General features: G+C 66.5%; 24 protein-coding genes and 1 riboswitch. Of the genes, 21 read left to right on the top strand and 3 right to left on the bottom strand.

Annotation, left to right across the window (positions count from 1 at the left end):
* Positions 1 to 46 precede the first annotated feature (46 nt).
* From ACSLGO_RS09025 to ribH, 7 genes are all read left to right on the top strand, one after another.
* Positions 47 to 1639 (top strand): ABC-F family ATP-binding cassette domain-containing protein, encoded by a 1593-nt coding sequence (locus ACSLGO_RS09025; protein ID WP_436400952.1) that lies wholly within the window; start codon positions 47 to 49, stop codon positions 1637 to 1639.
* A gap of 91 nt (positions 1640 to 1730) precedes the next feature.
* Positions 1731 to 1877, top strand: a riboswitch (FMN riboswitch).
* 105 nt (positions 1878 to 1982) lie between these two features.
* Positions 1983 to 2666 (top strand): nicotinamide riboside transporter PnuC, encoded by a 684-nt coding sequence (pnuC, locus tag ACSLGO_RS09020; RefSeq protein WP_091605316.1) that lies wholly within the window; start codon positions 1983 to 1985, stop codon positions 2664 to 2666.
* A 2-nt stretch (positions 2667 to 2668) separates the two neighbouring features.
* Positions 2669 to 3730, top strand: a complete 1062-nt coding sequence (gene ribD, locus ACSLGO_RS09015) for a bifunctional diaminohydroxyphosphoribosylaminopyrimidine deaminase/5-amino-6-(5-phosphoribosylamino)uracil reductase RibD (RefSeq protein ID WP_377955586.1) — start codon at positions 2669 to 2671, stop codon at positions 3728 to 3730.
* 3 nt (positions 3731 to 3733) lie between these two features.
* The gene (locus tag ACSLGO_RS09010) at positions 3734 to 4390 is read left to right on the top strand and encodes a riboflavin synthase (RefSeq protein WP_436400951.1); all 657 of its coding nucleotides are present in this window, start codon (positions 3734 to 3736) and stop codon (positions 4388 to 4390) included.
* On the top strand, positions 4387 to 5025 hold the full coding sequence (gene ribB / locus ACSLGO_RS09005) for a 3,4-dihydroxy-2-butanone-4-phosphate synthase (protein ID WP_436400950.1): 639 nt from the start codon (positions 4387 to 4389) through the stop codon (positions 5023 to 5025). Before ACSLGO_RS09010 ends, ribB begins: the two co-directional genes overlap by 4 nt.
* Positions 5022 to 5654 (top strand): GTP cyclohydrolase II, encoded by a 633-nt coding sequence (ribA, locus tag ACSLGO_RS09000; protein WP_377955583.1) that lies wholly within the window; start codon positions 5022 to 5024, stop codon positions 5652 to 5654. The genes ribB and ribA overlap by 4 nt, the downstream gene beginning before the upstream one ends.
* Positions 5655 to 5679: 25 nt before the next feature.
* On the top strand, positions 5680 to 6162 hold the full coding sequence (gene ribH / locus ACSLGO_RS08995) for a 6,7-dimethyl-8-ribityllumazine synthase (protein ID WP_436400949.1): 483 nt from the start codon (positions 5680 to 5682) through the stop codon (positions 6160 to 6162).
* Between the two features lie 25 nt (positions 6163 to 6187).
* On the opposite strand, the gene ACSLGO_RS08990 is transcribed toward ribH, so the two are convergent.
* Both ACSLGO_RS08990 and ACSLGO_RS08985 read right to left on the bottom strand, forming a co-directional pair.
* Positions 6188 to 7414, bottom strand: a complete 1227-nt coding sequence (locus tag ACSLGO_RS08990) for an amidohydrolase family protein (RefSeq protein WP_325786385.1) — start codon at positions 7412 to 7414, stop codon at positions 6188 to 6190.
* A gap of 124 nt (positions 7415 to 7538) precedes the next feature.
* Entirely contained in the window at positions 7539 to 8915 is a 1377-nt protein-coding gene (locus ACSLGO_RS08985; RefSeq protein ID WP_325786384.1) for an MFS transporter, read from the bottom strand.
* 103 nt (positions 8916 to 9018) lie between these two features.
* On the opposite strand from ACSLGO_RS08985, the gene ACSLGO_RS08980 reads away from it, so the two are divergent.
* The 4 genes from ACSLGO_RS08980 (at position 9019) to hisF (ending at position 11593) form a co-directional block, all read left to right on the top strand.
* A complete protein-coding gene (locus tag ACSLGO_RS08980; protein WP_263128870.1) occupies positions 9019 to 9522 on the top strand; it encodes a hypothetical protein in 504 nt (167 codons plus the stop codon).
* Between the two features lie 89 nt (positions 9523 to 9611).
* The gene (locus ACSLGO_RS08975) at positions 9612 to 9875 is read left to right on the top strand and encodes a phosphoribosyl-ATP diphosphatase (RefSeq protein ID WP_091605292.1); all 264 of its coding nucleotides are present in this window, start codon (positions 9612 to 9614) and stop codon (positions 9873 to 9875) included.
* Positions 9876 to 9967: 92 nt separating this feature from the next.
* Positions 9968 to 10810 (top strand): ATP phosphoribosyltransferase, encoded by an 843-nt coding sequence (gene hisG, locus ACSLGO_RS08970; protein ID WP_263128871.1) that lies wholly within the window; start codon positions 9968 to 9970, stop codon positions 10808 to 10810.
* 12 nt (positions 10811 to 10822) lie between these two features.
* A complete protein-coding gene (hisF, locus tag ACSLGO_RS08965) occupies positions 10823 to 11593 on the top strand; it encodes an imidazole glycerol phosphate synthase subunit HisF (RefSeq protein ID WP_325786380.1) in 771 nt (256 codons plus the stop codon).
* Between the two features lie 75 nt (positions 11594 to 11668).
* Here hisF and ACSLGO_RS08960 read toward each other — a convergent pair whose 3' ends face one another.
* Complete coding sequence (locus ACSLGO_RS08960) at positions 11669 to 12313, bottom strand: TIGR03085 family metal-binding protein (RefSeq protein WP_091605284.1); 645 nt, start codon at positions 12311 to 12313, stop codon at positions 11669 to 11671.
* 90 nt (positions 12314 to 12403) lie between these two features.
* Here ACSLGO_RS08960 and hisI point away from each other — a divergent pair, with 90 nt between their 5' ends.
* The 10 genes from hisI to ACSLGO_RS08910 all read left to right on the top strand — a co-directional run bounded on the left by hisI (position 12404) and on the right by ACSLGO_RS08910 (position 25816).
* Positions 12404 to 12787, top strand: a complete 384-nt coding sequence (gene hisI, locus ACSLGO_RS08955; protein ID WP_325786378.1) for a phosphoribosyl-AMP cyclohydrolase — start codon at positions 12404 to 12406, stop codon at positions 12785 to 12787.
* 30 nt (positions 12788 to 12817) lie between these two features.
* Positions 12818 to 14398: an anthranilate synthase component I gene (locus tag ACSLGO_RS08950; protein ID WP_436400948.1), complete on the top strand. Its 1581-nt coding sequence runs from the start codon at positions 12818 to 12820 to the stop codon at positions 14396 to 14398.
* A gap of 1 nt (position 14399) precedes the next feature.
* A complete protein-coding gene (locus ACSLGO_RS08945) occupies positions 14400 to 15017 on the top strand; it encodes a Trp biosynthesis-associated membrane protein (RefSeq protein WP_436400947.1) in 618 nt (205 codons plus the stop codon).
* Positions 15018 to 15116: 99 nt separating this feature from the next.
* Positions 15117 to 15407, top strand: coding sequence for an HGxxPAAW family protein (locus ACSLGO_RS08940; protein ID WP_255300527.1), 291 nt, complete (start codon positions 15117 to 15119; stop codon positions 15405 to 15407).
* Positions 15408 to 16241, top strand: a complete 834-nt coding sequence (gene trpC / locus ACSLGO_RS08935) for an indole-3-glycerol phosphate synthase TrpC (RefSeq protein ID WP_325786375.1) — start codon at positions 15408 to 15410, stop codon at positions 16239 to 16241.
* Positions 16242 to 16314: 73 nt separating this feature from the next.
* Entirely contained in the window at positions 16315 to 17670 is a 1356-nt protein-coding gene (gene trpB / locus ACSLGO_RS08930) for a tryptophan synthase subunit beta (RefSeq protein ID WP_263128877.1), read from the top strand.
* A complete protein-coding gene (gene trpA, locus ACSLGO_RS08925) occupies positions 17667 to 18467 on the top strand; it encodes a tryptophan synthase subunit alpha (RefSeq protein ID WP_325786374.1) in 801 nt (266 codons plus the stop codon). The genes trpB and trpA overlap by 4 nt, the downstream gene beginning before the upstream one ends.
* A 2-nt stretch (positions 18468 to 18469) precedes the next feature.
* Positions 18470 to 19522, top strand: a complete 1053-nt coding sequence (gene lgt / locus ACSLGO_RS08920) for a prolipoprotein diacylglyceryl transferase (protein ID WP_436400946.1) — start codon at positions 18470 to 18472, stop codon at positions 19520 to 19522.
* 257 nt (positions 19523 to 19779) lie between these two features.
* Positions 19780 to 24366 (top strand): glutamate synthase large subunit, encoded by a 4587-nt coding sequence (gltB, locus tag ACSLGO_RS08915; RefSeq protein WP_325786372.1) that lies wholly within the window; start codon positions 19780 to 19782, stop codon positions 24364 to 24366.
* Entirely contained in the window at positions 24359 to 25816 is a 1458-nt protein-coding gene (locus tag ACSLGO_RS08910; protein WP_277664815.1) for a glutamate synthase subunit beta, read from the top strand. The genes gltB and ACSLGO_RS08910 overlap by 8 nt, the downstream gene beginning before the upstream one ends.
* The last annotated feature ends 37 nt before the right edge of the window (positions 25817 to 25853 follow it).

The raw sequence follows: 25853 nt of genomic DNA, 5'->3' as shown, positions 1-25853 counted from the left end.
ACCGATAAGATGAGTGGCTTGCTTCCATCCCGAGAGGACCCCACGAATGAGCCTGATCAGGCTGCAGGACGTCAACGTTGGTTTCGAGAAGAACCAGATCCTGCGGGAGGTCTTCTTCCGGCTGGAGCCCAAGGACAGGGTAGGCCTGATCGGCAGGAACGGTTCCGGCAAGTCCACCCTGCTCAAGTTGATCCTGCAGCAGATCGAACCCGACTCGGGCACGGTCAACGTGGACGACGGCTTGAGAATTGGCTACTTCTCGCAGTTCTCGGAGCTCGCCGGGGAATCCACGGTCACCGAAGTCCTGAACGGCCTGTTCACGGAGATTCAGGCGATCGAAGCGGAACTTGCCTCGATCGATGCCGCGCTGGGCGCCGACCCGGATGAGAAAACCATGGACAAGCTCATCCGGCGCCAGGCCGAGCTGTTCGAGGACATGGACCACCGGGACGGGTGGGACTATCCCCGCCGCATCGACGCTGCCCTAACCACCCTGGGTTTCAGCGAAGCGCACCGCACCTGCCCCATCGACGCGCTCTCCGGCGGCTGGCGGAACCGTGCCGCCCTGGCCAGGATCCTGCTGCAGGCACCGGACGTGCTGCTGCTGGACGAACCCACCAACTACCTCGACGTTGACGGCGTCCAGTGGCTGGAAGGCTGGTTCCGCGACTTCCGCGGCGCCGCCGTCGTGGTGTCCCATGACCGCGCGTTCCTGGATGCCGTGGTGACCCGGATCATCGAGGTGGAGAACTACCACCTGCACGAATACCCGGGGAACTTCGCCGAATACGTCATCCAGAAGCAGTTCCGGCTCAAGACGCTGGCCTCCCAATTCGTACACGAGTCGGAGCTGCTCGCCTTCGAAGCAGAGGGCATTGCAGACCGGCGGGAAGCAGCGAAGGCCGGCGGCCGGACCCTCGGCGCGAAACTCGCGAAGATCAAGAAGTCACGTGCACCGCGGCCGGTGGACCAGATCATCACCGAGATCTATTCAGGACTGCATGTGAAGGACAACCTGTGCCGTGTGCAGGACGTGTCCAAGTCCTACGGGGACCGGACCCTGTTCAGCGGCGTCTCCTTCGAGATCCAGCGCGGTGACCGGCTGGTGGTCCTCGGCGCAAACGGCAGCGGCAAGACCACCCTCCTGCGCGTGCTCACCGGGGAAGAAACGCCCGACGCCGGCAAGGTCACCTGGGCGCACGGAGCCCGGATGGTCTCCTACAACCAGGTCCTGGCGGAACTGGACGACGCCGACACGGTTACGCACGCTGTCAACGCAATGCCGGACAGCCTGGCGTTGAAAGCGACGAAGAAGTCAGTGAACCGGTTCCTGGCGATGTTCCAGTTTTCCGAAGCGGACCTCAAGCAGAAGATCGGAAACCTCTCCGGCGGTCAGAAGGCCCGGGTGGCAATGGCGCAGTGCCTGCTCTCCGGCGCCTCGGTGCTGCTGTTGGATGAACCGACCAACCACCTGGACCTTTCCAGCACCCAGGTGATGGAGCAGGCGCTGCTGCATTTTCCGGGAGCAGTGGTAGTGGTCAGCCACGACCGTTTCTTCACGGACAAGGTGGCCAACCGGCAGCTTGTGTTTGGCGCCGGCGGCGAAGCGCCGGGGGAGATCGACCTGCGGGTTGCCTGATGCCAGGCGGTGTGACACCGGAGGTCCGGGCATGACGCCCGGGGCGTAAAACTTGAACCCGACCAAACCACCTGTGCAAGAATGAATTAACAAACGTGCTCCGGGGTCGGTGTAATTCCGAACCGGCGGTTATAGTCCGCGACCCGCACGTCCAGCTGGGATCCCTCAGGAGGACGGACGGTTGAACCGGTGAAATTCCGGTACCGACAGTTAAAGTCTGGATGGGAGAAGCACGTACAGTTTGTTGCGCCGACGCGCCGCGGTGCCCTTTCGGGTACCCGGTGGAGTCGATGCACCGCACTGTCGTACCCCCGGAGCCGCCGCTACGGGATAAGGAACGACATTGGATTTTTTGCGGTGGCTCTTTGACGCGCAGATCCCCGTGGGGAGCTCTTCCCTGCTGGTGCGCGAACTTCTTGGAAACATCTTCGGGCTCCTCAGCGCCCTCGGCGGCATGCGCCGGAAAATCTGGGCCTGGCCGGTGGGCATTGCCGGCAACGTTCTGCTGCTGACCGTCTTCCTGGGGTCCATTTTCGGTGACGCGAGCACGGCCAACCTGCTCGGTCAGGCCGGCCGCCAGGTGATGTTCATCGCCGTCGCCATTTACGGCTGGCGCCGCTGGCAGGCCAGCCGGAGCTCCGGCGCTGACGCTGTCACACCGCAGTGGGCCTCGGGCAAGGCGCGCATCGGCCTGGTGGCCGGACTGGTCCTGGGCACGGCCGCGCTCACCCCGGTGTTCGGCATGCTCGGATCCTACGAACCGGTCTGGGCAGATGCCTGGACCTTCGTCGGTTCCCTGTTGGCCACCTACGGGATGGCCAAGGGCTGGGTGGAGTTCTGGCTCATCTGGGTGGCCGTGGACATCGTCGGCGTGCCATTGCTCTTCAGCGCCGGCTACTACGCGACGGCGTTCATGTATCTCTTCTACGGCATTTTCACCCTAATCGGCTTCTTTGTCTGGTGGCGCGCCAAGGCGAACGAGAAGCCCCAGGTGCAGGTTTCAATGCCGGATCCCACGGTGCGGTAGCCATGGCCTTCTCCGAGGCGGAAACGGCGGCCATGACGCAGGCCCTCCAGCTCGCCCGCAGGGGTGTGCGCGGGGCGAACCCGCTGGTGGGTGCGGTCATCCTAGCCCCATCCGGGGAGGTCCTGGCCACCGGATACCACCGGGGCGCCGGAACACCGCACGCCGAGGCCGCCGCGCTGGCGTCTGCGGCAGCGGCAGGGGCGGACGTGCGCGGCGCCACCATGGTTGCCACCCTTGAACCGTGCAACCACACCGGCCGCACCGGGCCGTGTTCACAGGCCATCCTCCGCTCCGGGATTGCCCGGGTGGCCTACGCCGCGGCGGATACTAACGACGCCGCCGCCGGGGGAGCAGCCACGCTTGCCGCCGGCGGGGTGGACGTTGAAGGCGGGCTGCGTGGGGACGAGTCCCGGGAGCTGAACCACCGGTGGGCGGCAGCCGCTGCAGCGCACCGTCCGTTCGTGACCGTCAAAACCGCGCAGACGCTGGACGGCAGGACGGCCGCTGCGGACGGGACCAGCCAGTGGATAACGTCAGCCGAGGCGCGCTCCGACGCCCAGGGACTTCGCCTGCGGGTGGACGCCATTGTGGCGGGAACCGGGACCATCCGCGCAGATGACCCGCAGCTCACCGCCCGCAACCCGGACGGCAGCCGGACGGAGAAACAGCCGCTGCGCGTGGTCATGGGACGTACTCCGGTTTCCAGCGGGGCGCGGGTCCGGGGGACGGACGGGCGGTTCGTGCAGATCCCAACGCATGATCCGGCTGTCGTCCTGGCTGAACTGTATGGGCGCGGCGTGCGCCACCTGATGGTGGAGGGCGGCGGAACCGTGGCCGGAGCGTTCCTGCGTGCCGGACTCGCCGATGAGCTGCTGGCCTACACCGCCCCTGCGCTGCTGGGCGCGGGCACAACGGCATTTGCCGGTCTGGGCATCGCATCCATGGCGCACATCCAGCGCTGGCGCTGGGATTCCGCCGGCGGCGGGGCTGCCGTTCCCGTGGGACCGGACCTCCGGCTGCATCTTGAACCACTGCCAGACTTCGTGAACGAACCAAAGGACTAGAACGTGTTTACCGGAATTGTTGCTGAACAGGGCAGCGTAGTTTCCCTGGAAACCGATACCACCGGCGCCGGTAAGGTACTGGTCATTGAGGCCCCGGGGACGTCCGCCGGGCTGGAACCGGGCGGTTCAATCGCCGTTAACGGTGTCTGCCTCACGGCCACCGCGCTGGACGGTGCACGGATCCTGCTGGATGTCATGGGCGAAACCCTGGACCGCACCACCACGGGAGCGCTCGAGCCCGGACGCAAGGTGAACCTTGAACGCTGTGTTCCAGCCGGCGGAAGACTGGACGGACACGTGGTGCAGGGGCATGTGGACGGGGTGGGAACGCTGCTGGAACGCGAGGACCTGGGCAGCTGGGACCGGCTCCGGTTCGGCGTGCCGCCGCAGCTGGCCCGCTACATCGCCGAGAAGGGCTCGATCGCCGTCGACGGCGTCTCGCTTACTGTCACCGCCGTGAGCGCGCCGCAGGACCCGGCTCCCTGGTTCGAAGTCGGACTCATTCCCACCACCCTGGCTGAGACCGGTCTCGGAGCGCTGGAACCCGGATCCCCGGTGAACCTGGAGGTTGATGTGCTCGCGAAGTACGCAGAGCGCTTGCTGGCTTTTGCCTCGCAGCCCGCTTCCGCCCCGGCCGCTGAAGGGATGGTGCAGCCATGAGTATCCGGCTGGACAGCATCGCCGCCGCAGCGCGCGCCGTGGCGGCGGGCGGCGCCGTCGTGGTGGTGGATGATGAGGACCGCGAAAACGAAGGGGACATCATTTTCGCGGCCCAGCACGCCACAGCCGAGCTGATGGGCTTCACCGTGCGGTACACCTCCGGCGTCATCTGTGTTCCGATGCCGGGGGACTGGGCGGACCGGCTGGACCTGCCGCCCATGACAGCGGTGAACCAGGACGTTAAGGGCACCGCGTATACGGTTTCCTGCGACGCCGCGGAAGGTACCAGCACCGGGATCAGCGCCGCGGACCGCGCGCTGACCTCGCGGGTCCTGGCGGATCCGGCGTCCGCAGCGTCCGGACTGAACCGTCCCGGACACATCTTTCCGCTGCGGTCCCACGACGGCGGGATCCGTGCCCGCCGCGGACACACGGAAGCCGCCGTCGAACTGGCCCGGCTCGCCGGCTGCACGCCCGTGGGAGTGATTGCCGAACTGGTCCACGACGACGGATCAATGATGCGCCTGCCGGCACTGCGGAAATTCGCGGATGAGCACGGCCTGCCGCTGGTTTCCATCGAGGACCTGGCGGCGTATCTGGCCGCCGTGCCCGTGTCAGCAGGAGGAGAGCGATGAAGGACAGCGCAGTTGTGGTGCCCGGACCCGTCGTCCAGCTGCCCACCGCGTTCGGAGACTTTACCGCCCAGGTCTGGACGGATCCACGGACCGGAGCGGAACATCTGGCAGTCTCCGCCCGGGGGACGGCGCCCGACGCCGGCAGCCCCCTGGTGCGGCTGCACTCGGAGTGCCTGACCGGGGACGTCTTTGCCTCCTACCGCTGCGATTGCGGGGAACAGCTTGAACAGGCCCTGGGACTGGTAAGCCTGCACGGCGGCACCGTGCTGTACCTGCGCGGCCACGAGGGCCGGGGAATCGGCCTGGCCAACAAACTGCGGGCGTATGCACTGCAGGAAGCCGGTGCGGACACCGTGGAAGCAAACGAGCAGCTGGGCCTGCCGGTGGACGCCCGCGATTACCAGGCAGCGGCGGAAATCCTGCTGGCGATGGGCCTGGACCGCATCCGGCTCCTGAGCAATAACCCGGCTAAGCGGAAACGGCTCGAAGTCCATGGCGTCACCGTGGAGGCGATGGTGCCCTCCGAGGTGCCGGTCCGAGCCGAAAACGAACGGTACCTGCAGACCAAGCGGGACCGCATGAACCACCACCTGAACCTGCTGCGGGCACGTCCCGTGCAGCAGGGTTAACCACTTCCAGCAAAGGAAAACAGACATGAGCGGACACGGCGCCCCCGATAATGACGTCAGCAGCATCAAGGCCAAGGGACTGGCTATCAAGGTGGCAATCGTTGCCGCCAGCTGGCACACCGAAGTGATGAACGGCCTGATTGCAGGCTCCCTGCGCGCGGCGTCCGACGCCGGGCTTGGCCCCACACTGATCCGGGTCCCGGGCACCTACGAGCTGTCCGTGGCTGCCGCGCGGCTGGCACCGCACTTCGACGCCGTGGTGGCCCTCGGCGTCGTTATCCGCGGCGGAACCCCGCACTTCGACTACGTGTGCTCCTCGGCGACCCAGGGCTTGACCGAGGTGAGTGTCCGGACCGGAACGCCGGTTGGATTCGGGGTGCTGACCTGTGACACCGAGGAACAGGCGCTGGACCGTGCCGGACTTGACGGCTCCTCGGAGGACAAGGGTTATGAGGCCTTTGCCGCTGCGGTGAATACCGTGGACGCGCTGCGTGGGGCCGGGGTCTAGGACTCGAGGCGGGTGCCGGCGCTGGTCAGACCAGTTCCAGACCGTCCGCAACTACCCGCCCCCGGTGGATGACGGTGCGGCCGGGCAGCCTGTCCATGACCGCTCCGGTCACCGTGTCCCCTTCGACCAGCACGAGTTCAGCCGGGTCCCCCACACTGAGCCCCGGGCGGTCGGCAACGGATGACAACCTGCGCGATTGCGGGTCGAGGACGCTGGCGCCGCCAATGCTGGCGACGGCGGCACAGTGCTCTATGAGCTCATCGGCGCGGAACCGGCTGGTGAACGCCAGCTGCCACGTCCGGTCCAGCATGTCAGCGTTGCCGTAGGGGGACCAGTAGTCCCGCTGGCCGTCCTGTCCCAGTCCCACGCGGACTCCGGCTGCCGCGAGCTGCTGCAGCGGCAGCGGCTGCCCGGCGGGAGCGATAGTGGCCATGGAGATGTCAAGGGCCGCGAACTGGTCGATGAGTTCCTGCAGCTGGCCGGCAGGGAGGTCGGCCAGTCCGTAGCCGTGCGAAATCGTCACCAGGCCCTGCATGCCGAGTGCCTTGGTGCGTTCCACAATCAGCTGGGCGCTGAACAGGCCAAGCTGGTCCGGCTCATGCAGATGGATGTCCACCGGAACGGCGTACTTCTCGGCAAGGCCAAACACGATGTCCAGATGCCGGACGGGATCACGATCCAGGGAGCAGGGGTCAATGCCGCCTACGACGTCGGCCCCCAGCTTGAGGGCTTCCTCGAGGACCTCGGCGCTGCCGGCTTCGCGGAGCAGTCCCGCCTGGGGGAACGCGATGACCTTGACGTCGGCGCGGTTCCGGTGGGCGTCCCGAGCTGCGAGGACGCCTTCGAAGCGTTCCAGGCCGGCGTCGACGTCCACCTGCGCAAACGTGCGGACCCGGGTGGTTCCCCGGGCAATCATCGCACCCAGGCAGGTGGTGGCACGGTCCGCCACCGAGGATTCGGCGCTGCGCCAGTTTTTGCGGTCGTTCAGCATCATTCCCCACACGCCCGGTGCCCCGGTGTGCGGACGCATCGGCAGGCCGATGCGCGTGGAGTCCAGATGCACATGGACGTCCGAGAAGGAGGGAAGCAGGATGCGTCCGGCACCGTCGATTTCCTCCGCGGGACTTCCGGTGCCCGTGGTGCCGGTAGCTTGCGGACGCGCAGGTTCGAGGGCCGTGATCACCCCGCCGTCCAATGTGACGTTGGCGGGTTTGCCGCCCCAGGGGCGGACGTTGCGGAGGGTGACGGTCAAGGGTATCGCTGTCCTGTCGCGGAGGGTGGGCCTGGCCGGCCGAATATCAGTGCGGGACGCTATTCCCGCACAAGATGATCCTTGCACTCGGTGCGCACTGTGTCAGCGGACGCGCCGTGCGCCGCTAGGCCGGGCTGTTGTCCCGTTCGGGCGTCCGAATCCCAAGGAAGGCGATAAGCCCTGCGACCAGGAACAGAGCCGCCGTTGCCAGTGCCGTCTGCCGGAAGCCGGAATAGTCGAGGGACCCGCCGGAAATAGTCCCAAGCAGCGCAACAGTCACCAAACCCGCCACCCGGCTGACGGCGTTGTTCACCGCGGACCCGATGCCGGCGTCAGTCTCGTCCAGCGCACCCAGCACCGCGGCGGTCAGCGGTGCGACCATGACCGCCAGTCCCAGGCTGAACAGCAGCAGGCCGGGGAGCAGCTGGGTGAGGAAGTTCAGCGGCGGGGAGACGGCCAGCATGAGCAGGAACCCGGCGCCCATAATGAGCGGTCCAGCTGTCATGAAGATCCGCGGCCCGTACCGGCCTGCGAGATTTCCGAAGTAGGTAGAGAACGCGAGCATCGCCAGCGGTACCGGAAGCGAAATCAGGCCGGCTTCAAGTGCGCTGAATCCTGCGCCTTCCTGCACGAAGACAGTGAGCGCGAAGGTGCCGAGGGACAGTGCACCGTACGCTGCAGCGGTCACCAGGTTGCCGTAGCGGAAGTTGCGGGCATAAAAGAGGCCGAGCGGCATCATGGGTGCACTGGTGCGTGCCTCACGGAGGACAAACAGGGCCAGCGCAGCCAAACCGAAGGCGAGCGGCAGGAACACCGCCGGGTTGCCCCAGCCCAGTCGGTCCTGCTCGATCAGCGCGTAGACGGAGCCGCCCAGCCCGGTCACCGCGAGCAGGGCACCGGGCAGGTCCAGCGCGGTCCGCCGCCGCGGGCTGTCCTGCAGGCCCACCATCAGCAGCAGGGTCAGGGCTACGGGGAGGACATTGACGGCGAAGATCAGCCGCCAGGTAGCCCAGTCAACGAGGATCCCGCCCAGCAGCGGGCCGATGATGGCGGCGGTCCCGGTCCACGCCGTCCACGTACCGATGGCGCGGGCGCGCGCCGGCCCGCCGTACGCCGTCGTAATCAGCGCCAGGCTGCTGGGTACCAGCAGGGCGGCCGCCATGCCCTGAACTGCGCGTGCGATGACGAGGATCCACGGATCCCACGCGAGGGCGCACGCGATCGACGCCGCACCAAAGCCGATCAGTCCCCAGGTGAGCACGCGGAGCCGGCCGAAGGAGTCCGAGAGCGAACCGGCCAGCAGGATCAGAGCGCCCAGCGTGAGCAGATAGGCGTTGACCGTCCACTGCTGGGTGGCAAGCCCGCCGCCGAGGTCCTCCCCGATGGCAGGCAGCGCCACCGTGACGATGCTGCCGTCGAGGAACGCCACGAAGGAGGCGAGGATGGCGACAACGAGCACGCGGGTGCGGCTGCCGGCGGGGGACGGTGCAGTGTCCGCCATATGGTTCGCCCTTTCAGGACTGGATGGCTTCTGCTCCCATCATTCCACCCGGGAGACCTGGACCGAAGGTGGTTCGTCCCTGCCTGCCTGTACCGTGATGGCCATGAAGAATCTTCCGCTTTCGCTCACGCTGGCCGCCCTGTCCGGTGCACTCACCCTGAAAAGTCCGGCCGGCTGGTCACCCGCTGTGCGCCGCGCCTATGTCCTGGTTCCCGGCGCGGCCACCGGCCTCATCACGGCCGCAGCGGTGCTGCGGGGAGCCCGGCAGGGACGCGAGCTGGCAGCCGCCGGAAGGGTGGATCTGGTTACCCCTCCAGATTCCGCTGCTGCTCCTTCCTACGTGCGCACAAACAAGGGTTCCGCCCGGAAAATGACGTTCACGCTAACCGCTTTCGCCGCGGCAGTGGGCATCATATCCAGCGCGTTCCTGGCGCTGAGCCTGCTCGTGGATGAGCGCATGGAGACCTGGCTGCGCAGGCGCGGTGCAACCCGTCCGCGGTACGTCATGGCGGCGATCGCGGCCCTGGCATCCCTGGGAATGGACCAAATCCTGGACGCCAGGGAAGCCGGAGAGGACAAGGACGCGAAGGGGCCGGCGGAAGGATAGCTCCCGAGGCCGTGCCCGCGGGAAGCGGCGTTCGTCACACACGCGGGCCGGAGTGGGGCAGATTGTGACGCAGAGCGTACCCTTGATCTGTGAAAACCTTCGAAGAGCTATTTGCCGAACTCAGTGAGAAGGCGGCTGCCCGGCCTGCCGGGTCACGCACCGTCGCCGAACTCGAGTCCGGCGTCCACGGCATTGGCAAGAAGGTAGTCGAAGAGGCCGCAGAAGTCTGGATGGCTGCCGAGTACGAATCTGATGAAGCCGCTGCGGAGGAAATCTCCCAGCTGCTCTACCACCTGCAGGTCCTGATGCTGGCCAAAGGCCTCACCCTGCAGGACATCTACAAGCATCTCTAGCCACGCGCTGCCTTTTGAGCACCCCTCAAACAGTGTGTGGCCCGCCGGCAGGCCCAGTTTCTCTCTGACTTCCAGCGAAAGAACCAAAGAACATGCTCCGTGTAGCCGTGCCCAACAAGGGCGCCCTTTCCGAATCCGCCTCCGCGATGCTCTCCGAGGCCGGATACCGCCAGCGCCGTGACAGCCGCGAACTGGTGATGGTCGATCCCGACAATGACATCGAATTCTTCTTCCTCCGTCCCCGGGACATCGCCGTGTACGTCGGCTCCGGAACGCTCGACGTCGGACTCACCGGACGCGACCTCTTCCTGGACGCCCAGGTAGAGGCCGAAGAGCTGATGAGCCTGGGCTTCGGTGCTTCCACGTTCCGCTTTGCCGGACCGGTAGGGGAGTTCGCATCCCTGGAAGAGCTCAACGGCAAACGTGTAGCCACCAGCTACGACGGACTGCTGCGGGACTACCTTGCCGAACGCGGCGTGGATGCCTCGGTGGTCCGCCTGGACGGCGCCGTCGAATCCTCCGTGCGCCTGGGCGTTGCGGACGCGATCGCCGACGTCGTTGAGACCGGAACCACGCTGCGTGCAGCGGGCATGGAAATCTTCGGTGAGCCGATCCTCAAGTCCGAGGCCGTGCTGATTGGCCGCAGGGGTGCCAGCCCTGCCGGACTCGACGTGCTCAAGCGCCGTCTCAAGGGCGTCCTGGTGGCACGCCAGTACGTGATGATGGACTACGACGTCCGCAAGGAACTGGTGGAGGAAGCCGCAGCCCTGACGCCGGGCCTCGAATCGCCGACCGTCTCCCCGCTGCGGGACTCGGACTGGGTTGCCGTGCGCTCCATGATCAAGAAGTCGGACACCAACCGCATCATGGACGAGCTGTACGACCTGGGCGCCCGCGCCATCCTGGTCAGCACCATCCACGCCTGCCGGATCTAGGGGAGCGCAGTCATGAGTGTTGCCATCCGTGTTATTCCCTGCCTCGACGTCGACGCCGGCCGCGTGGTCAAGGGAATCAACTTCGAGGGCCTGCGCGACGCCGGCGACCCGGTTGAGCTGGCGCACCGCTATGACCGGGCAGGGGCGGACGAACTGACGTTCCTCGATGTCACCGCGTCTTCCGGTGCCCGCGATACGGTGTTCGACGTCGTCTCCCGCACCGCCGAGGAAGTCTTCATTCCGCTGACCGTGGGCGGCGGTGTCCGCACCGTTGAGGACGTGGACCGGCTGCTGCGCTTCGGCGCGGACAAGGCCTCGATCAACTCCGCGGCCGTCGCCCGGCCGGACGTCATTGACGAGATCACCCGGCACTTCGGCTCGCAGGTTCTGGTCCTGTCCGTGGACGCACGCCGCACGCATGACGGTTCAACGCCGTCGGGATTCGAAATCACCACCCACGGCGGGCGCAAGGGCACCGGGATTGACGCCGTTGCCTGGGCCAAGGAGGCCGCCGACCGCGGTGTGGGGGAGATCCTGCTGAACTCAATCGACGCTGATGGGACCCGCGACGGATTCGACCTGGAAATGATCCGGGCCGTCCGCGCTGCCGTGCAGGTGCCGCTGATCGCCTCCGGCGGTGCCGGAGTGCCGGAGCACTTCCCGCCGGCAATCGAAGCCGGTGCGGATGCGGTCCTGGCGGCGTCCATCTTCCACTTCGGCCCGGACAACGCCATTGCCGACGTCAAGAAGGCCATTTCCGACGCGGGCTATCCCGTCCGGTAACAAGGCGTAAGGAAACAGGGCCCGGCAACTCTGCCGGGCCCTGTTTTCGTTGAATGAGGTGCTTTTCGGAACCGCCTACAGGCCAATCTCGGCGCTCTCGAGGAGCGCGACGGCGTCGGGCTGGCCCTCGAACATCACCAGCGCCTGCTGCGTGCGTCCGTGGGCGTGCAGCAGGAGCTCACACGGTTCGCCGACGATCGCCACGGAAACAGCGGCCCGCTTGGCCACGTGCCGCGGCCCGTCCGGGCGGACCAGGACAATGCCGACGTCGACGCCGCGGTAGAGCAGGGCAGCACGCTTGAGCAGTTCAGACCACAGCGCTTCGGAGTATTCCGAGTCCAGGGCACGCGGCGCCCAGCGGTCGCCGGCCCGGCGGATGTCCTCCGTGTGAACGAAGTACTCCACGAGGTTCGCGCTGTTGTCCACGGACTTGAGCTGCATGGGGGAGAGCAGCGGCGGGCCGGACCGGAAGGACTTGACCAGCTTGGCGTAGCCCTCGGAAGTGGAAGCCTTCGCCGCGAGGGTATCCATGGCCTTTGCCGTCTTGCCGGCGAACGGCTTCACGAAAAATCCGAGTGCAGAGGCGGGCCGGTGTTCGCGCAGGTAAAGGTGCGCAGCAAGATGCCGGGTCTCCCACCCCTCGCAGAGCGTGGGCGCGTGGGGACCGGCCGCGAGCAGTGTTTCGGCCAAGACTTCACGTGAGGGTTCTACGAATTGCATCACTGCTGAAACTAGCATGGAACACCCTGCATTGCCCGCCAAACGCGGCCATTCGGCTCCGGTGCGGCCAAAGCCACTAGAATCGTAGCGATGGCAACAGACACCACCCCCCAGACCCCCCGCCCGGACTCCGAACTGGACCCCGCCGTGGCTGCACTGCTCAAGCGCGACGACGCCGGGCTGGTTGCTGCGATCATCCAGCAGCATGACACTTCGGAGGTGTTGATGCTCGGCTGGATGGACGACGAAGCACTGCACCGCACGCTGACCAGCGGCCGGGTGACCTTCTGGTCCCGTTCCCGGCAGGAGTACTGGCGCAAGGGCGACACGTCCGGCCACGTGCAGCACGTGAAGTCCGTGGCAGTGGACTGCGACGGCGACGCGCTTCTGGTGCGCGTGGACCAGGTGGGTGCTGCCTGCCACACCGGCACCAGGACCTGCTTCGAAGGCCGCGGCCTTCCGGTCTCTTCCTAAAACTTCCCTTCAAAACCGAAAGCCCGATACATGCAGGATCTAGGTGTTATCTCTCCCACCCTGGAGGAATTCCGGGCGCTGGCCGCTGACCGGCGCGTTGTCCCGGTCCGGCTGAAAGTGCTGGCCGATGCGCACACGCCCATTGGCATCTACCGGAAGCTCACGGGCGGTGAGCCCGGCACCTTCCTGATGGAGTCCGCCGCCACCGGAGGTGTCTGGTCCCGCTACTCCTTTATCGGTGCCCGTTCCCGTGCCACCCTGACCACCCGTGACGGTGCCGCCTGCTGGCTGGGCGAGCCGCCCGCCGGCGTGCCCGTGGACGGGAACCCGGTCGAGGCGATGGCCGCGACCCTGCAGCTGCTGGCCACCGACCGGTTCGAAGGCCTGCCGCCGTTTACCTCCGGCCTGGTCGGTTTTGTCGGCTGGGAATCGGTACGCCACTGGGAGAAGCTGACGTCGCCGCCCGTGGATGACCTGGACCTGCCGGAAATCGCCATGAACCTGGTCTCGGACATGGCCATCCACGACAACTCGGACGGCACGGTGCTGCTGGTGGCCAACGCCATCAACTTCGACGGTTCCGACGAACGTGTGGACGATGCCTGGCAGGACGCCGTCGCGCGGCTGCACAGCATGCTGGACCGCCTCGCAGCGCACTCGCCCCAGGCCGTCACGGTGCTCGACGGCGGCACGGTGGACGTCAGTGCGCTGACTGCCGGGGTCAAGGAATCCTGGCCCAAGCCCGAATACCTGCAGGCGGTTGAACGCGGCAAGGAAGCCATCGTGGACGGGGAGGTGTTCCAGGTGGTCATCTCCCGGCGGTTTGAAATGGACTGCCGGGCCGAGGCCCTGGATGTGTACCGGGTGCTGCGCAACACCAACCCCAGCCCGTACATGTACCTGTTCAACTTCGAGGACTCCCGGGGCAACCCGTTCGCCGTCGTCGGCTCCTCGCCCGAGGCACTGGTGACCGTGACCGGCAGCGAAGTCATCACGCACCCCATTGCCGGATCCCGGCCGCGCGGAAAAACGCAGGAACTGGACCGCGCGCTGGCTGAGGAACTGCTGGCCGACGAGAAGGAACGGGCCGAACACCTGATGCTCGTGGACCTGGCCCGCAACGACCTCTCCAAGGTCTGCCGCCCGGGCAGCGTGGACGTCACCCAGTTCATGGAAGTGGAGCGTTTCAGCCACATCATGCATCTGGTGTCCACGGTGGTCGGCGAGCTCTCGCCGCAGCACTCCGCCTATGACGTGCTCTCCGCCACCTTCCCGGCCGGCACGCTCTCCGGGGCGCCGAAGCCACGCGCACTGCGCCTGCTGGACGAGCTTGAACCCCACCGGCGCGGCATCTACGGCGGCGTGGTGGGCTACCTGGACTTCGCCGGGGACATGGACATGGCCATCGCCATCCGCTCCGCGCTGCTGCGCGACGGGAAGGCCTATGTGCAGGCCGGCGGTGGAATCGTCGCGGACTCGGACCTCGAGGCCGAGGCGCAGGAAACGGTCAACAAGGCCGCAGCACCGCTGCGCGCCGCGCTGATCGCCGGGGGACTGGAGCCGGTGACTCCCACGGTCGCCAGGCAGATCTTCAACAGACAGGACAACTGAAGTGAGCACCAAACCGGCCGCCGCCCCGCGCTGGCGGCGCAAGTCCACGATGGTTCTGGGCACTGTCCTGCTGGGCGCGGCGGCGTTCGGCACCACCACCCAGACGTGGCTTGACGTCGTCCTCCCGCAGGCCGCCGTGGAAACTCCTGACATTGCCGTCAGCGGCAGCGACGCGGCCACCGCCGTCACCGCCTTTGCCGTCGTCGCGCTGGCCGCAGCACTGGCAGCCTCCATCGCCGGGAAGGTGGCCCGCTGGGTCATCGCCGCCGTGCTGCTGATTGCCGGCGTCGGCATCACTGCGGCCAGCGTCTCCGTGATTGCGGACCCCGCCCAGGGCGCCGCCGGAGCCGTGGGCAAGGCCATCGGCGTGAGCAACAGTGCAGGCGCTGACATCACGCTCACTGCCATGCCGTACCTGGCCGCGGCAGCCGGTGTGCTCATCGCGCTGGCGGCCGTGTGGCTGGCAGTCGCCGCCAGGACCTGGGCTGTCTCCCGACGCTACGCAGCACAGCCGGCCACCGGCGCTGCCGTGAAGGAGAAGTCCACGCAGCCGCCGATCGACGAGATCGACAGCTGGGACCGCCTGACCAAAGGTGAAGACCCCACCAACTTCCGCTGAGCGGAGCCTGGGCCGCACAGCACGCGGCGCAACAAGTACGAGAGTTTCTGCCAGCTAATGGCAGAATGGATGCCAGACCCGTTTACGAGGAGATTTACCATGAGCACAAACGCCGTTGACCAGCAGGACACCAAGCCCGAGAACGACGCCGAGGTACACGCCAGCATCCATGACGAGACCATCGGCCACGGCAACACCCCGGCCGCCTGGACCTGCGTACTGATCATGATGGCCGGTGCCCTGGTTTCCAGTATCGGCTTCGTCATCGCCAGCTGGCTCTGGTTCAACATCGGCCTCGGCGTCATGGTGGTCGGCCTGATCGTAGGCTTTGCTATGCGCAAGGCCGGCTACGGCGTCGGCGGCTCAAAGCTGAAGAACAGCGGACACTAAGTGTCAGTTCTCGACGACATCATTGCCGGTGTCCGCGAGGACATGGCCCAGCGGCAGCATGAGATGCCGCTGGAAAAGGTGCAGGAGCGCGCCGCCCAGGCCGCTCCTGCACTTGATGCCTATGCTGCCCTGGGCGGCAACGACATCCCCCGCGCCTCGCTGCGCGTGATCTCCGAGGTCAAGCGGTCCAGCCCCTCCAAGGGTGCCCTCGCCGACATCGCGGACCCCGCGGACCTGGCCCGGCGCTACGAACAGGGCGGCGCATCGGTCATCAGCGTCCTCACGGAGGCGCGCCGCTTCAAGGGTTCCCTGGCGGACCTCGACGCCGTCCGTGCCGCCGTCAGCATTCCGGTGCTGCGCAAGGACTTCACCGTGGATCCCTACCAAATCTGGGAAGCCCGGGCCCACGGCGCGGACCTGGTGCTGCTCATCGTGGCAGCCCTAAATGACGAGGACCTGCGTTCCTTCCTGGACCTGACCCACGAACTGGGCATGAACGCCCTGGTCGAGGCGCACACGGCCGAGGAAATCCAGCGGGCCGGTGCAGCCGGAGCCCGGATCATCGGCGTGAACGTCCGCAACCTGAAGACCCTCGACGTGGACCGGTCCGTCTTCGCCGCGCTTTCCGAATCCATCCCCGCCGGTGCGGTAGTGGTGGCGGAATCCGGTGTACGGGACGCAGCCGACGTCGCGCACTACGCAGCTCACGGCGCCAACGCGGTACTCGTGGGCGAAGCGCTCGTGAAGCACAATGACCCCGCAGCCACCATCGCGGAGTTCATGGAAACCGGAGCCGGGGCTATCGCCGACCGGCTGCAGGCCAGCGGACGCTGAGGACTTACTTTCGACAAACTTTCCGTAAACCGCCCTCAGCGGCCCACGGACTAGAGCAGGACAGGACAGCTCCATGACCGGGATCCCGGAAAACAGCACTCCCGCCGCCGCGGCAGGCACGCCAGAACAAACCGTGGACGGGCAGGTGACGGACTCTTTCCTGGCAGGCGGGGAGTCCCTGCGCCACGCCGCCGGACCCTACTTTGGTGCCTACGGCGGCCGCTGGATGCCCGAATCCCTCATCGCAGCCCTGGATGAGCTGACGGAAACGTTCGAAAAGGCAAAGGCAGACCCTGAGTTCACCGCCCAGATCGCCGAGCTGAACAAGAACTACTCCGGCCGTCCCTCCCTGCTCACCGAAGCCGTGCGTTTCGCCGAGCACGCCGGCGGTGTGCGCATCTTCCTCAAGCGTGAAGACCTGAACCACACCGGCTCGCACAAGATCAACAACGTCCTGGGCCAGGCACTGCTCGCCAAGCGCATGGGCAAGACCCGCATCATCGCCGAAACCGGTGCCGGCCAGCACGGCGTGGCCAGCGCCACGGCAGCTGCCCTGCTGGGCCTCGAATGCGTGGTCTACATGGGAGCGGAGGACTGCCGGCGGCAGGCCCTGAACGTTGCCCGCATGGAACTGCTGGGCGCCACGGTCATTCCGGTGACCAATGGTTCCCAGACCCTCAAGGACGCCATCAACGAAGCCCTGCGCGACTGGGTGGCCAACGTTTCCACCACGCACTACCTGCTGGGCACCGCGGCCGGCGCCCACCCGTTCCCCGCCATGGTCCGCTACTTCCACGAGGTCATCGGCGAGGAAGCGCGCGCTCAGATGCTGGAGCAGACCGGGAAACTGCCCGACGCCGTCTGCGCCTGCGTCGGCGGAGGATCGAACGCGATCGGCATCTTCCACGGCTTCCTGGATGACCCGTCCGTTGCGATCTACGGCTTCGAAGCCGGCGGCGACGGTGTGGATACCCCGCGCCACGCGGCCACCATCACCCTGGGCCGCCCCGGTGTGCTGCACGGCGCCCGCACCTACCTGATGCAGGACGAAGACGGCCAGACCATCGAATCCCATTCGATTTCCGCAGGGCTGGATTATCCCGGCGTTGGACCGGAGCACGCCTACCTCGCGGACATCGGACGGGTTTCCTACGAACCGGTCACCGACTCCGAAGCCATGGAGGCCTTCAAGCTGCTCTGCCGAACCGAAGGCATCATCCCGGCCATCGAGTCATCGCACGCCCTGGCCGGCGCCATCAAGGTGGGCCAGCGGCTGGCCGCCGAGGACGGCGACGCTTCGGAGAAGATCGTGCTGGTCAATCTCTCGGGCCGCGGCGACAAGGACGTAGCCACCGCCGCCGAATGGTTCAACCTGCTGGATGAGAAGTCAGCTGAAGCCGAAATCGGCAAAGAAGGAGAACAGCTGTGAGCGTCTCGACCGCCAGCAAGTCCGCCGCCGCAATCGACCGGGCACGCGCCGACGGCCGCGCCGCCCTGGTGGGCTACCTTCCGGCAGGCTTCCCGTCCGTCCAGGAGACCATCGCTGCCGGCATCGAACTGGCACGCGGGGGAGCGGACCTCATTGAAATCGGTATTCCGTACTCGGATCCCGTCATGGACGGTTCGGTCATCCAGGCGGCCACCAGCCAGGCCCTGGAAGGCGGTTTCCGGGTCCAGGAAGTGTTCGACGTCGTCGCCGGCATCACCGCCGAGACCGACGCCGCGGTGCTGGTCATGACCTACTGGAACCCCGTCATGCGCATGGGTGTGGACGAGTTTGCCCGCCGGCTTGCGGAAGCCGGGGGAGCCGGACTGATCACGCCGGACCTCATTCCCGACGAAGCCGGCGAATGGATCGAAGCGTCTGACACCTATGGCCTGGACCGGGTGTTCCTGGTGGCGCCGTCCTCCACTGCTGACCGCATGAAGGCCACGGTCGAAGCCAGCCGCGGCTTTGTCTACGCCGTCTCGATCATGGGCGTGACCGGCACCCGCAACCAGGTGTCCGACGCCGCGGAAGGAGTTGTTCGTGCCGCCCGCGCCGCAGGCGCCGAACGTGTCTGCGTGGGCCTTGGCGTTTCCACCGCCGGCCACGTGCGCGAGATCGGCTCCTATGCCGACGGCGTCATCGTCGGAACCGCGCTGGTCGCTGCCCTCCGCGACGGCGGAGCGGCCGCCGTCGGTGAGCTGACCCGCGAACTCAGTACCGGAACACGAAAGAACTGACCATGCCGATGTCCCTGGCGGTTCCGGCCGCAATCCCGAGCCCGCCCGCCGAGTTCAGCAGCTTCTCACTGGGGGCGCTGACCATCCATGCGTACGCGCTGTGCATCCTGGCCGGAATCATCCTGGCCCTGTGGATGACGTCCGTCCGCTGGAAGCGGCGGGGGCTGCCGCCGGACTCCGTCTGGGACATCGCCATCTGGGCCATACCGTTCGGCATCATCGGCGGGCGGCTGTACCACGTCATCTCCTCGCCTGACGCCTACTTTGGTCCCAACGGAAACCTGGCCCTGATCCCGCAGATCTGGCTGGGCGGCCTGGGAATCTGGGGCGCGATCGCCCTTGGGGCGGTCGGCGCCTGGATCGGCTGCCGCCGGGCGGGAATCAAACTCTCCACCTTTGCCGATGTCGCAGCGCCCGGCGTGCTCCTTGCCCAGGCCGTGGGTCGCTGGGGCAACTGGTTCAACCAGGAACTCTTCGGCGGTCCCACAGACGCGCCGTGGGGACTGGCGATTGACCCCAACAACACAAACTTCCCCGACGGCGCGGCACCGGGGACCCTGTTCCATCCCACGTTCCTCTATGAATCGCTGTGGAACCTTGCGGGCGTCGCCCTGCTGCTGGTGCTGGACCGCCGCTTCAGGCTGCGCGGCGGACGCCTGTTCTGGCTCTACGCCGCGTTCTACACCGCCGGGCGAGTCTGGATCGAAATGCTGCGCATTGACGATGCGGAAATGATCACCATCCTGGGCATCACGCAGCGCCTGAACGTCTGGACTTCCATCCTGATCTTCCTGGTGTCGATCGGCATGTTCACCTACCTCAGCGTGCGGGCCCGCAAGCAGCCCGAACCGTCCCTGACGCTGCCCGGACACACCCCTGCAGGCAGTGAAACTGCTGGCCGCGGTAACAATTCCGCGGTTGATAACAAGAGCGAAACAGATTCCCCGAATGTGAATTCTGGATCACAAACGCATGACACGCGTGCTACTGTCGCAGAGACAAAAAATGAGGCAGCCAAGCCTCAGCGGCCCGAAGACTCGGGCCCAGCCAACTAGGACCGTGCAGCGCGGGTTACCACCCGCCGCCGGTCCGGATGCCACACCGCGGTGGCGGCTAGCGGTAACCGTGCCGGGGACAACCCCGGCAGGACACCGGACGGTTCCCTTCGATTGTGAGCCGGCCCCATCCCAGCATGCAGGGCTTTCACATCTAAGCGACCGTAAAATCATCCAACACACCGGACGGTAGATGCCGGCCGTGTGGGGCCAACGTCGTCCCCTCCCAACGCTCAACAGGGGGAAGGACTTACCCTATGACTGACGCAACGTCCCCGCAGGCCGCCCAGGTGGTGTCTCCGTTCCAGCGGTTCGCGGCCTACCCGGAAGATTCAGGCCTGTACCGCGCCGAGAACGAGAAGGACGCGTGCGGCCTGGCCGTCATCGCCACGCTCCGCGGCGAGCCAGGGCATGACATCGTTGACGCGGCGCTCACTGCACTGCGCAACCTCGAACACCGCGGCGCAGTAGGCGCTGACGAAGGCACCGGCGACGGAGCCGGCATCCTCACCCAGGTTCCCGACGAATTCTTCCGCGCCGTCGCCGGCTTTGAGCTTCCCGCTCCCGGCGGGTACGCCGTTGGCACGGCCTTCCTCCCCACCGAAGACCGCGAGCAGGAAACAGCCCGTGCCGGCGTCGAGGCAATTGCCGAGTCCGAGGGACTGAGAGTTCTTGGCTGGCGCGAGGTGCCCGTCGTTGCCGACCTGGTGGGCGCCATGTCGCGGGCGTGCATGCCGTACTTCGTCCAGGTGTTCCTTGCCCCGGAAGACGGGGACTGCACGGACCTCGACGCGCGGGCCTTCCGCGTGCGGAAGCGGTCCCAGAACAAGTTCGGTGTGTACTTCCCGTCCCTGTCCTCCAAGACCATGGTCTACAAGGGCATGGTTACTACGGCCCAGCTGGAGCCGTTCTTCCCGGACCTCTCCGATCCGCGGTTCAAGACCAAGCTCGGCATTGTGCACTCGCGCTTCTCCACCAACACGTTCCCCTCCTGGCCCCTGGCCCAGCCGTTCCGCACCATTGCGCACAACGGCGAAATCAACACGGTCAAGGGCAACCGCAACTGGATGCGCGCCCGCCAGTCCCAGCTCAAGAGTCCGCTGCTGGGGGACACACCCGAGGAACTGTTCCCGATCTGCACCCCCGGTGCGTCCGACTCGGCGTCCTTCGATGAGGTTGCCGAACTGCTGATGCTTTCCGGGCGCCCGATCACCCACGCGGTGATGATGATGATCCCCGAAGCCTGGGAAAACCACGCGACCATGGATCCCGCCCGCCGCGCCTTTTACCAGTACCACTCAATGCTCATGGAGCCGTGGGACGGTCCGGCGGCCGTTTCCTTCACAGACGGAGACCAAGTTGGCGCCGTGCTGGACCGCAACGGCCTGCGTCCTGCCCGGTACTGGATCACCGAGGACGGCCTGGTAGTCCTGGCGTCCGAGGTTGGCGTGGTGGACATCGATCCGGCCAGGGTGGTCCGCAAGGGCCGCGTCTCGCCGGGCAAGATGTTCCTGGTGGATACCGCCGAAGGGCGCCTGGTGGAGGACTCGGAAATCAAGGCCGAGATCGCCGCCGCCAATCCCTGGGCCGAATGGGTCCGGGAGAACCAGGTTTCCCTGGAAGAGCTGCCCGAGCGTGAGCACGTGCTGCACACCAAGGCTTCCATCAACCGCCGCCAGCGCACCTTCGGCTACACCCAGGAAGAACTGCGCATCCTGCTCGGCCCCATGGCCCGCAGCGGTGCCGAACCACTGGGCGCCATGGGCTCGGATACTCCCATCGCGGTGCTCTCGAAGCGGCCCCGGCTCCTCTTCGACTACTTTGTGCAGTCCTTCGCGCAGGTCACGAACCCTCCGCTGGATGCCATCCGCGAAGAACTCGTCACCTCGCTGCAGAGCTCGATTGGGCCGAACGGCAACCTGCTGGCCCTGGGCCAGGTAAAAACCCACCAGATCGCCCTGAAGTTCCCGGTGATCAACAATGACGAGCTCGCCAAGATCGCCAACCTCAGGAACGAGGACGGCGAGAAGGTTGCCTTGAAGGTCCGCGGGCTTTACCGGCCCGACGGCGGTGAATCGGAGCTGCGCGCACGCATCAGCGAGATCTGTGAAAAGGTCTCCGGTGCAGTGAACCGCGGGGTGCAGTACATTGTGCTCTCCGATCGCGACTCGAACGCCCAGTGGGCGCCGATCCCTTCCCTTCTGCTGCTTTCAGCAGTGCATCACCACCTGCTCAAGAGCGCCAACCGCACCAAGATCTCCCTGCTCGTGGAAGCCGGCGACGTCCGCGAAGTCCACCACGTAGCAGTGCTGATCGGCTACGGCGCCTCCGCCGTGAACCCGTACCTGGCCATGGAAAGCTGCGAGGAACTGGTCCGCAACGGCGATATCACGGGCGTCACCCGGGAGCAGGCCGTCGCCAACCTGATCAAGGGCCTGGGCAAGGGCGTCCTGAAGATCATGTCCAAGATGGGCATCTCCACCGTGGCCTCCTACTGCGGTGCGCAGACGTTCGAAGCCATCGGCCTGGGCCAGGAACTGGTGGACGAGTTCTTCCACGGCACCCAGACCCAGCTTGGTGGCGTCGGACTGGACGTGATCGCGGCCGAAGCCGCGGCACGCCACACCTCCGCCTACCCTGCCGACGAAATCGAGGAACCGCACCGCAGCCTCGAAAACGGCGGCGAGTACCAGTGGCGCCGCGAAGGCCCGCCGCACCTGTTCAACCCGGAAACCGTTTTCCGCCTGCAGCACTCCACCCGGGAGCGCCGCTACGACGTCTTCAAGGCGTACACGCAGGGCGTGGATGACCAGGCGAAGAACCTGATGACCCTCCGCGGACTGCTGGACTTCAGGATCGGCGAACGGCCGGCGGTCCCGCTGGAGGAAGTCGAGCCGGTCTCCAGCATCGTGAAGCGCTTCTCCACGGGAGCCATGAGCTACGGCTCCATCTCCAAGGAAGCGCACGAGACACTGGCGATCGCCATGAACCGGCTGGGTGCCAAGTCCAACACCGGCGAGGGCGGGGAAGACGTGGACCGGCTGCTCGACCCCGAGCGCCGTTCCGCCATCAAGCAGGTTGCGTCCGGCCGCTTCGGCGTCACGAGCCTGTACCTGACCAACGCGGATGACCTGCAGATCAAGATGGCCCAGGGCGCCAAGCCCGGCGAAGGCGGTCAGCTGATGGCGCAGAAGGTCTACCCTTGGGTTGCCAGCACCCGGCACTCTACGCCCGGCGTCGGGCTGATCTCACCGCCGCCGCACCATGACATCTACTCGATCGAGGACCTCGCCCAGCTCATCTATGACCTGAAGCGGGCCAACCCGTCCGCACGGGTCCACGTGAAGCTGGTCTCCGAGGCCGGGATCGGCACCGTGGCAGCCGGCGTGACCAAGGCCAAGGCCGACGTCGTGCTGGTCTCCGGCCACGACGGCGGCACCGGCGCTTCGCCGCTGAACTCGCTGAAGCATGCGGGTGCGCCCTGGGAACTCGGCCTGGCCGAAACCCAGCAGACCCTGATGCTCAACGGACTGCGCGACCGCGTGGTGGTTCAGGTGGACGGACAGCTCAAGACGGGACGCGACGTCGTCATTGCAGCCCTGCTCGGCGGTGAGGAGTTCGGCTTTGCCACCGCGCCGCTGGTGGTCTCCGGCTGCATCATGATGCGCGTCTGCCACCTGGACACCTGCCCCGTAGGCGTCGCCACGCAGAACCCCGAACTGCGTTCCCGCTTCACCGGCAAGCCGGAGTTCGTAGTCAACTTCTTCGAGTTCCTGGCCGAGGAAGTACGCGAGCTGCTCGCCGAACTCGGCTTCCGCAGCCTGGAAGAGGCGATCGGGCACAGCGAAATGCTGGACACCCGCGCTGCCGTAGACCACTGGAAAGCGGACGGACTGGACCTTGAACCGATCCTGCGCGGCCACGAAGTGGATCCCGGTGCGCCGCTGCGCAGCCTGGTTCCGCAGAACCACGAACTGGACGCGCACTTCGACAACAAGCTGATCGAGATGAGCGCCGACGCACTGTCCAGCCGCCAGCCGGTGCGGATCGCACTGGACGTGGTGAACACGGACCGTTCCGTGGGGACCATGCTCGGTCATACGGTCACCAGGACGTTCGGCACGGACGTCCTGGCCACGGACACCATCGACATCACCCTCACGGGACAGGCCGGCCAGTCCCTGGGCGCCTTCCTGCCGGCCGGAATCACCCTCCGGCTGTACGGCGACTCCAATGACTACGTCGGCAAGGGACTCTCCGGCGGACGCATCATTGTCCGTCCGGACCGCGGCAACGTCTTCCCGGCGGAACGCAACGTCATTGCCGGCAACGTGATTGGCTACGGTGCCACCAGCGGCGAGATGTTCCTCCGCGGCCAGGTGGGCGAACGGTTCATGGTCCGCAACTCCGGTGCCACTGCCGTCGTGGAAGGCATCGGTGACCACGGCTGCGAATACATGACCGGCGGACAGACCCTGATCCTGGGCTCTACCGGCCGCAACTTCGGAGCCGGCATGTCCGGCGGCACCGCCTTCGTGGTGGACCTGGACCCGGCACGGGTGAACAAGGACGCCCTGGACAACGGCGAACTGCTGCTGCTGCAGCCGGACGCCGAGGATGCGGACATCATCCGCGGCCTGCTGGTTCAACACGCGGAAGAAACCGGATCCCCCCTGGCGGCCAGCCTGCTGGAGGACTTCGAGACCACGGTTTCCCGCATCACCAAGGTACTGCCGCGGGATTACGCAGCCGTGCTAGACGCCCGTGCTTCCGCGGCCGAGGCGGGGTTGGACCCCGACGGCGCCGAAGCATGGACCAAGATTCTGGAGGTAACCGGTGGCTGACCCACGCGGATTTTTGAAGGTACGGGAGCGCGAAACACAGCCCCGCCGGCCCGTTTCAGTTCGCATCATGGACTACAAGGAAGTCTATGAACGCCAGGAAAAGGGCGTGCTCCAGGAACAGGCGGGCCGCTGCATGGACTGCGGCATCCCGTTCTGCCACCAGGGCTGCCCACTGGGAAACCTCATCCCGGAGTGGAACGACCTCACGTGGCGGGACAAGGGGCAGGAAGCGATCGAGCGGCTGCACGCCACGAACAACTTCCCCGAGTTCACCGGCCGGCTCTGCCCGGCGCCGTGCGAAGCGTCCTGCGTGCTGGGCATCAACCAGCCGCCGGTGACCATCAAGCAGGTTGAGGTCTCCATCATCGACCAGGCGTTCGACGAGAACTGGGTCCAACCGCACGCCCCGGAACGGCTGACGGACAAGACGATCGCCGTCGTTGGTTCCGGCCCGGCCGGGCTCGCAGCCGCGCAGCAGCTCACCCGTGCCGGCCACACCGTTGCCGTCTACGAGCGGGATGACAAGATTGGCGGGCTTCTCCGCTATGGAATCCCGGACTTCAAGATGGAAAAGATGCAGGTGGACCGCCGCCTGGAGCAGATGCGCGCCGAAGGCACCCGGTTCCGTACCGGCGTCGAGGTGGGCAAGGACATTTCCTGGGAGCAGCTGCGCCGCCGGTACGACGCCGTCATCATCGCCACCGGTGCCACGGTCCCGCGAGACCTGCCCATTCCCGGCCGTGAACTCTCCGGCGTCCACTTCGCCATGGACTACCTGGTGCAGTCCAACCGCGCGGTTGCAGGCGAGAAGGTCAAGAACCAGATCAGCGCCGAAGGCAAGCACGTAGTGATCCTCGGCGGCGGTGACACCGGTGCGGACTGCATCGGCACCGCGCACCGGCAGCAGGCTGCATCCGTTACCACCCTGGCAATCGGCAAGCAGCCTCCGGCGGAGCGGGCGGCCCACCAGCCCTGGCCCATGTTCCCGACGCTCTTCGAAGTCGCCAGCGCCCACGAGGAAGGCGGAGAGCGGACGTACCTCGCCTCCACCGTCGAATTCGTGGGGGAGGGCGGGCAGCTTACCGGCGTCAAGGTCGCCGAAACCGAGTTCGTGGACGGCAGGCGCCTGCCGAAGGCCGGAACCGAGCGGATCATCCCGGCTGACCTCGTCTTCCTCTCCCTGGGCTTCACCGGCCCGGAACCGGCAGGACTGGCGGAGCAGGTGAACACCGAGTTCGACGAACGCTCCAACGTCAAGCGGGACGGCTACTACATGACCGCCACGCCCGGGGTGTTCGCGGCCGGAGATGCCGGGCGCGGGCAGTCACTCATTGTCTGGGCCATCGCCGAGGGCCGCGCCTGCGCTGCCGCCGTCGACAAGTGGCTGGAGGGCTCCACCAGGCTGCCGGCCCCCGTCGCTCCCAGCGACCGGGCAATCGCACCGCTGTAGTAAACCAAGCGCAAAGGCGCCGGACACTTTCGTCCGG

Origin of the sequence: Arthrobacter sp. IK3 (genome assembly GCF_051337705.1) — a bacterium.
Lineage (GTDB): Bacteria > Actinomycetota > Actinomycetes > Actinomycetales > Micrococcaceae > Arthrobacter_B > Arthrobacter_B koreensis.
This window is presented reverse-complemented; position numbering and strand designations above follow the sequence as displayed.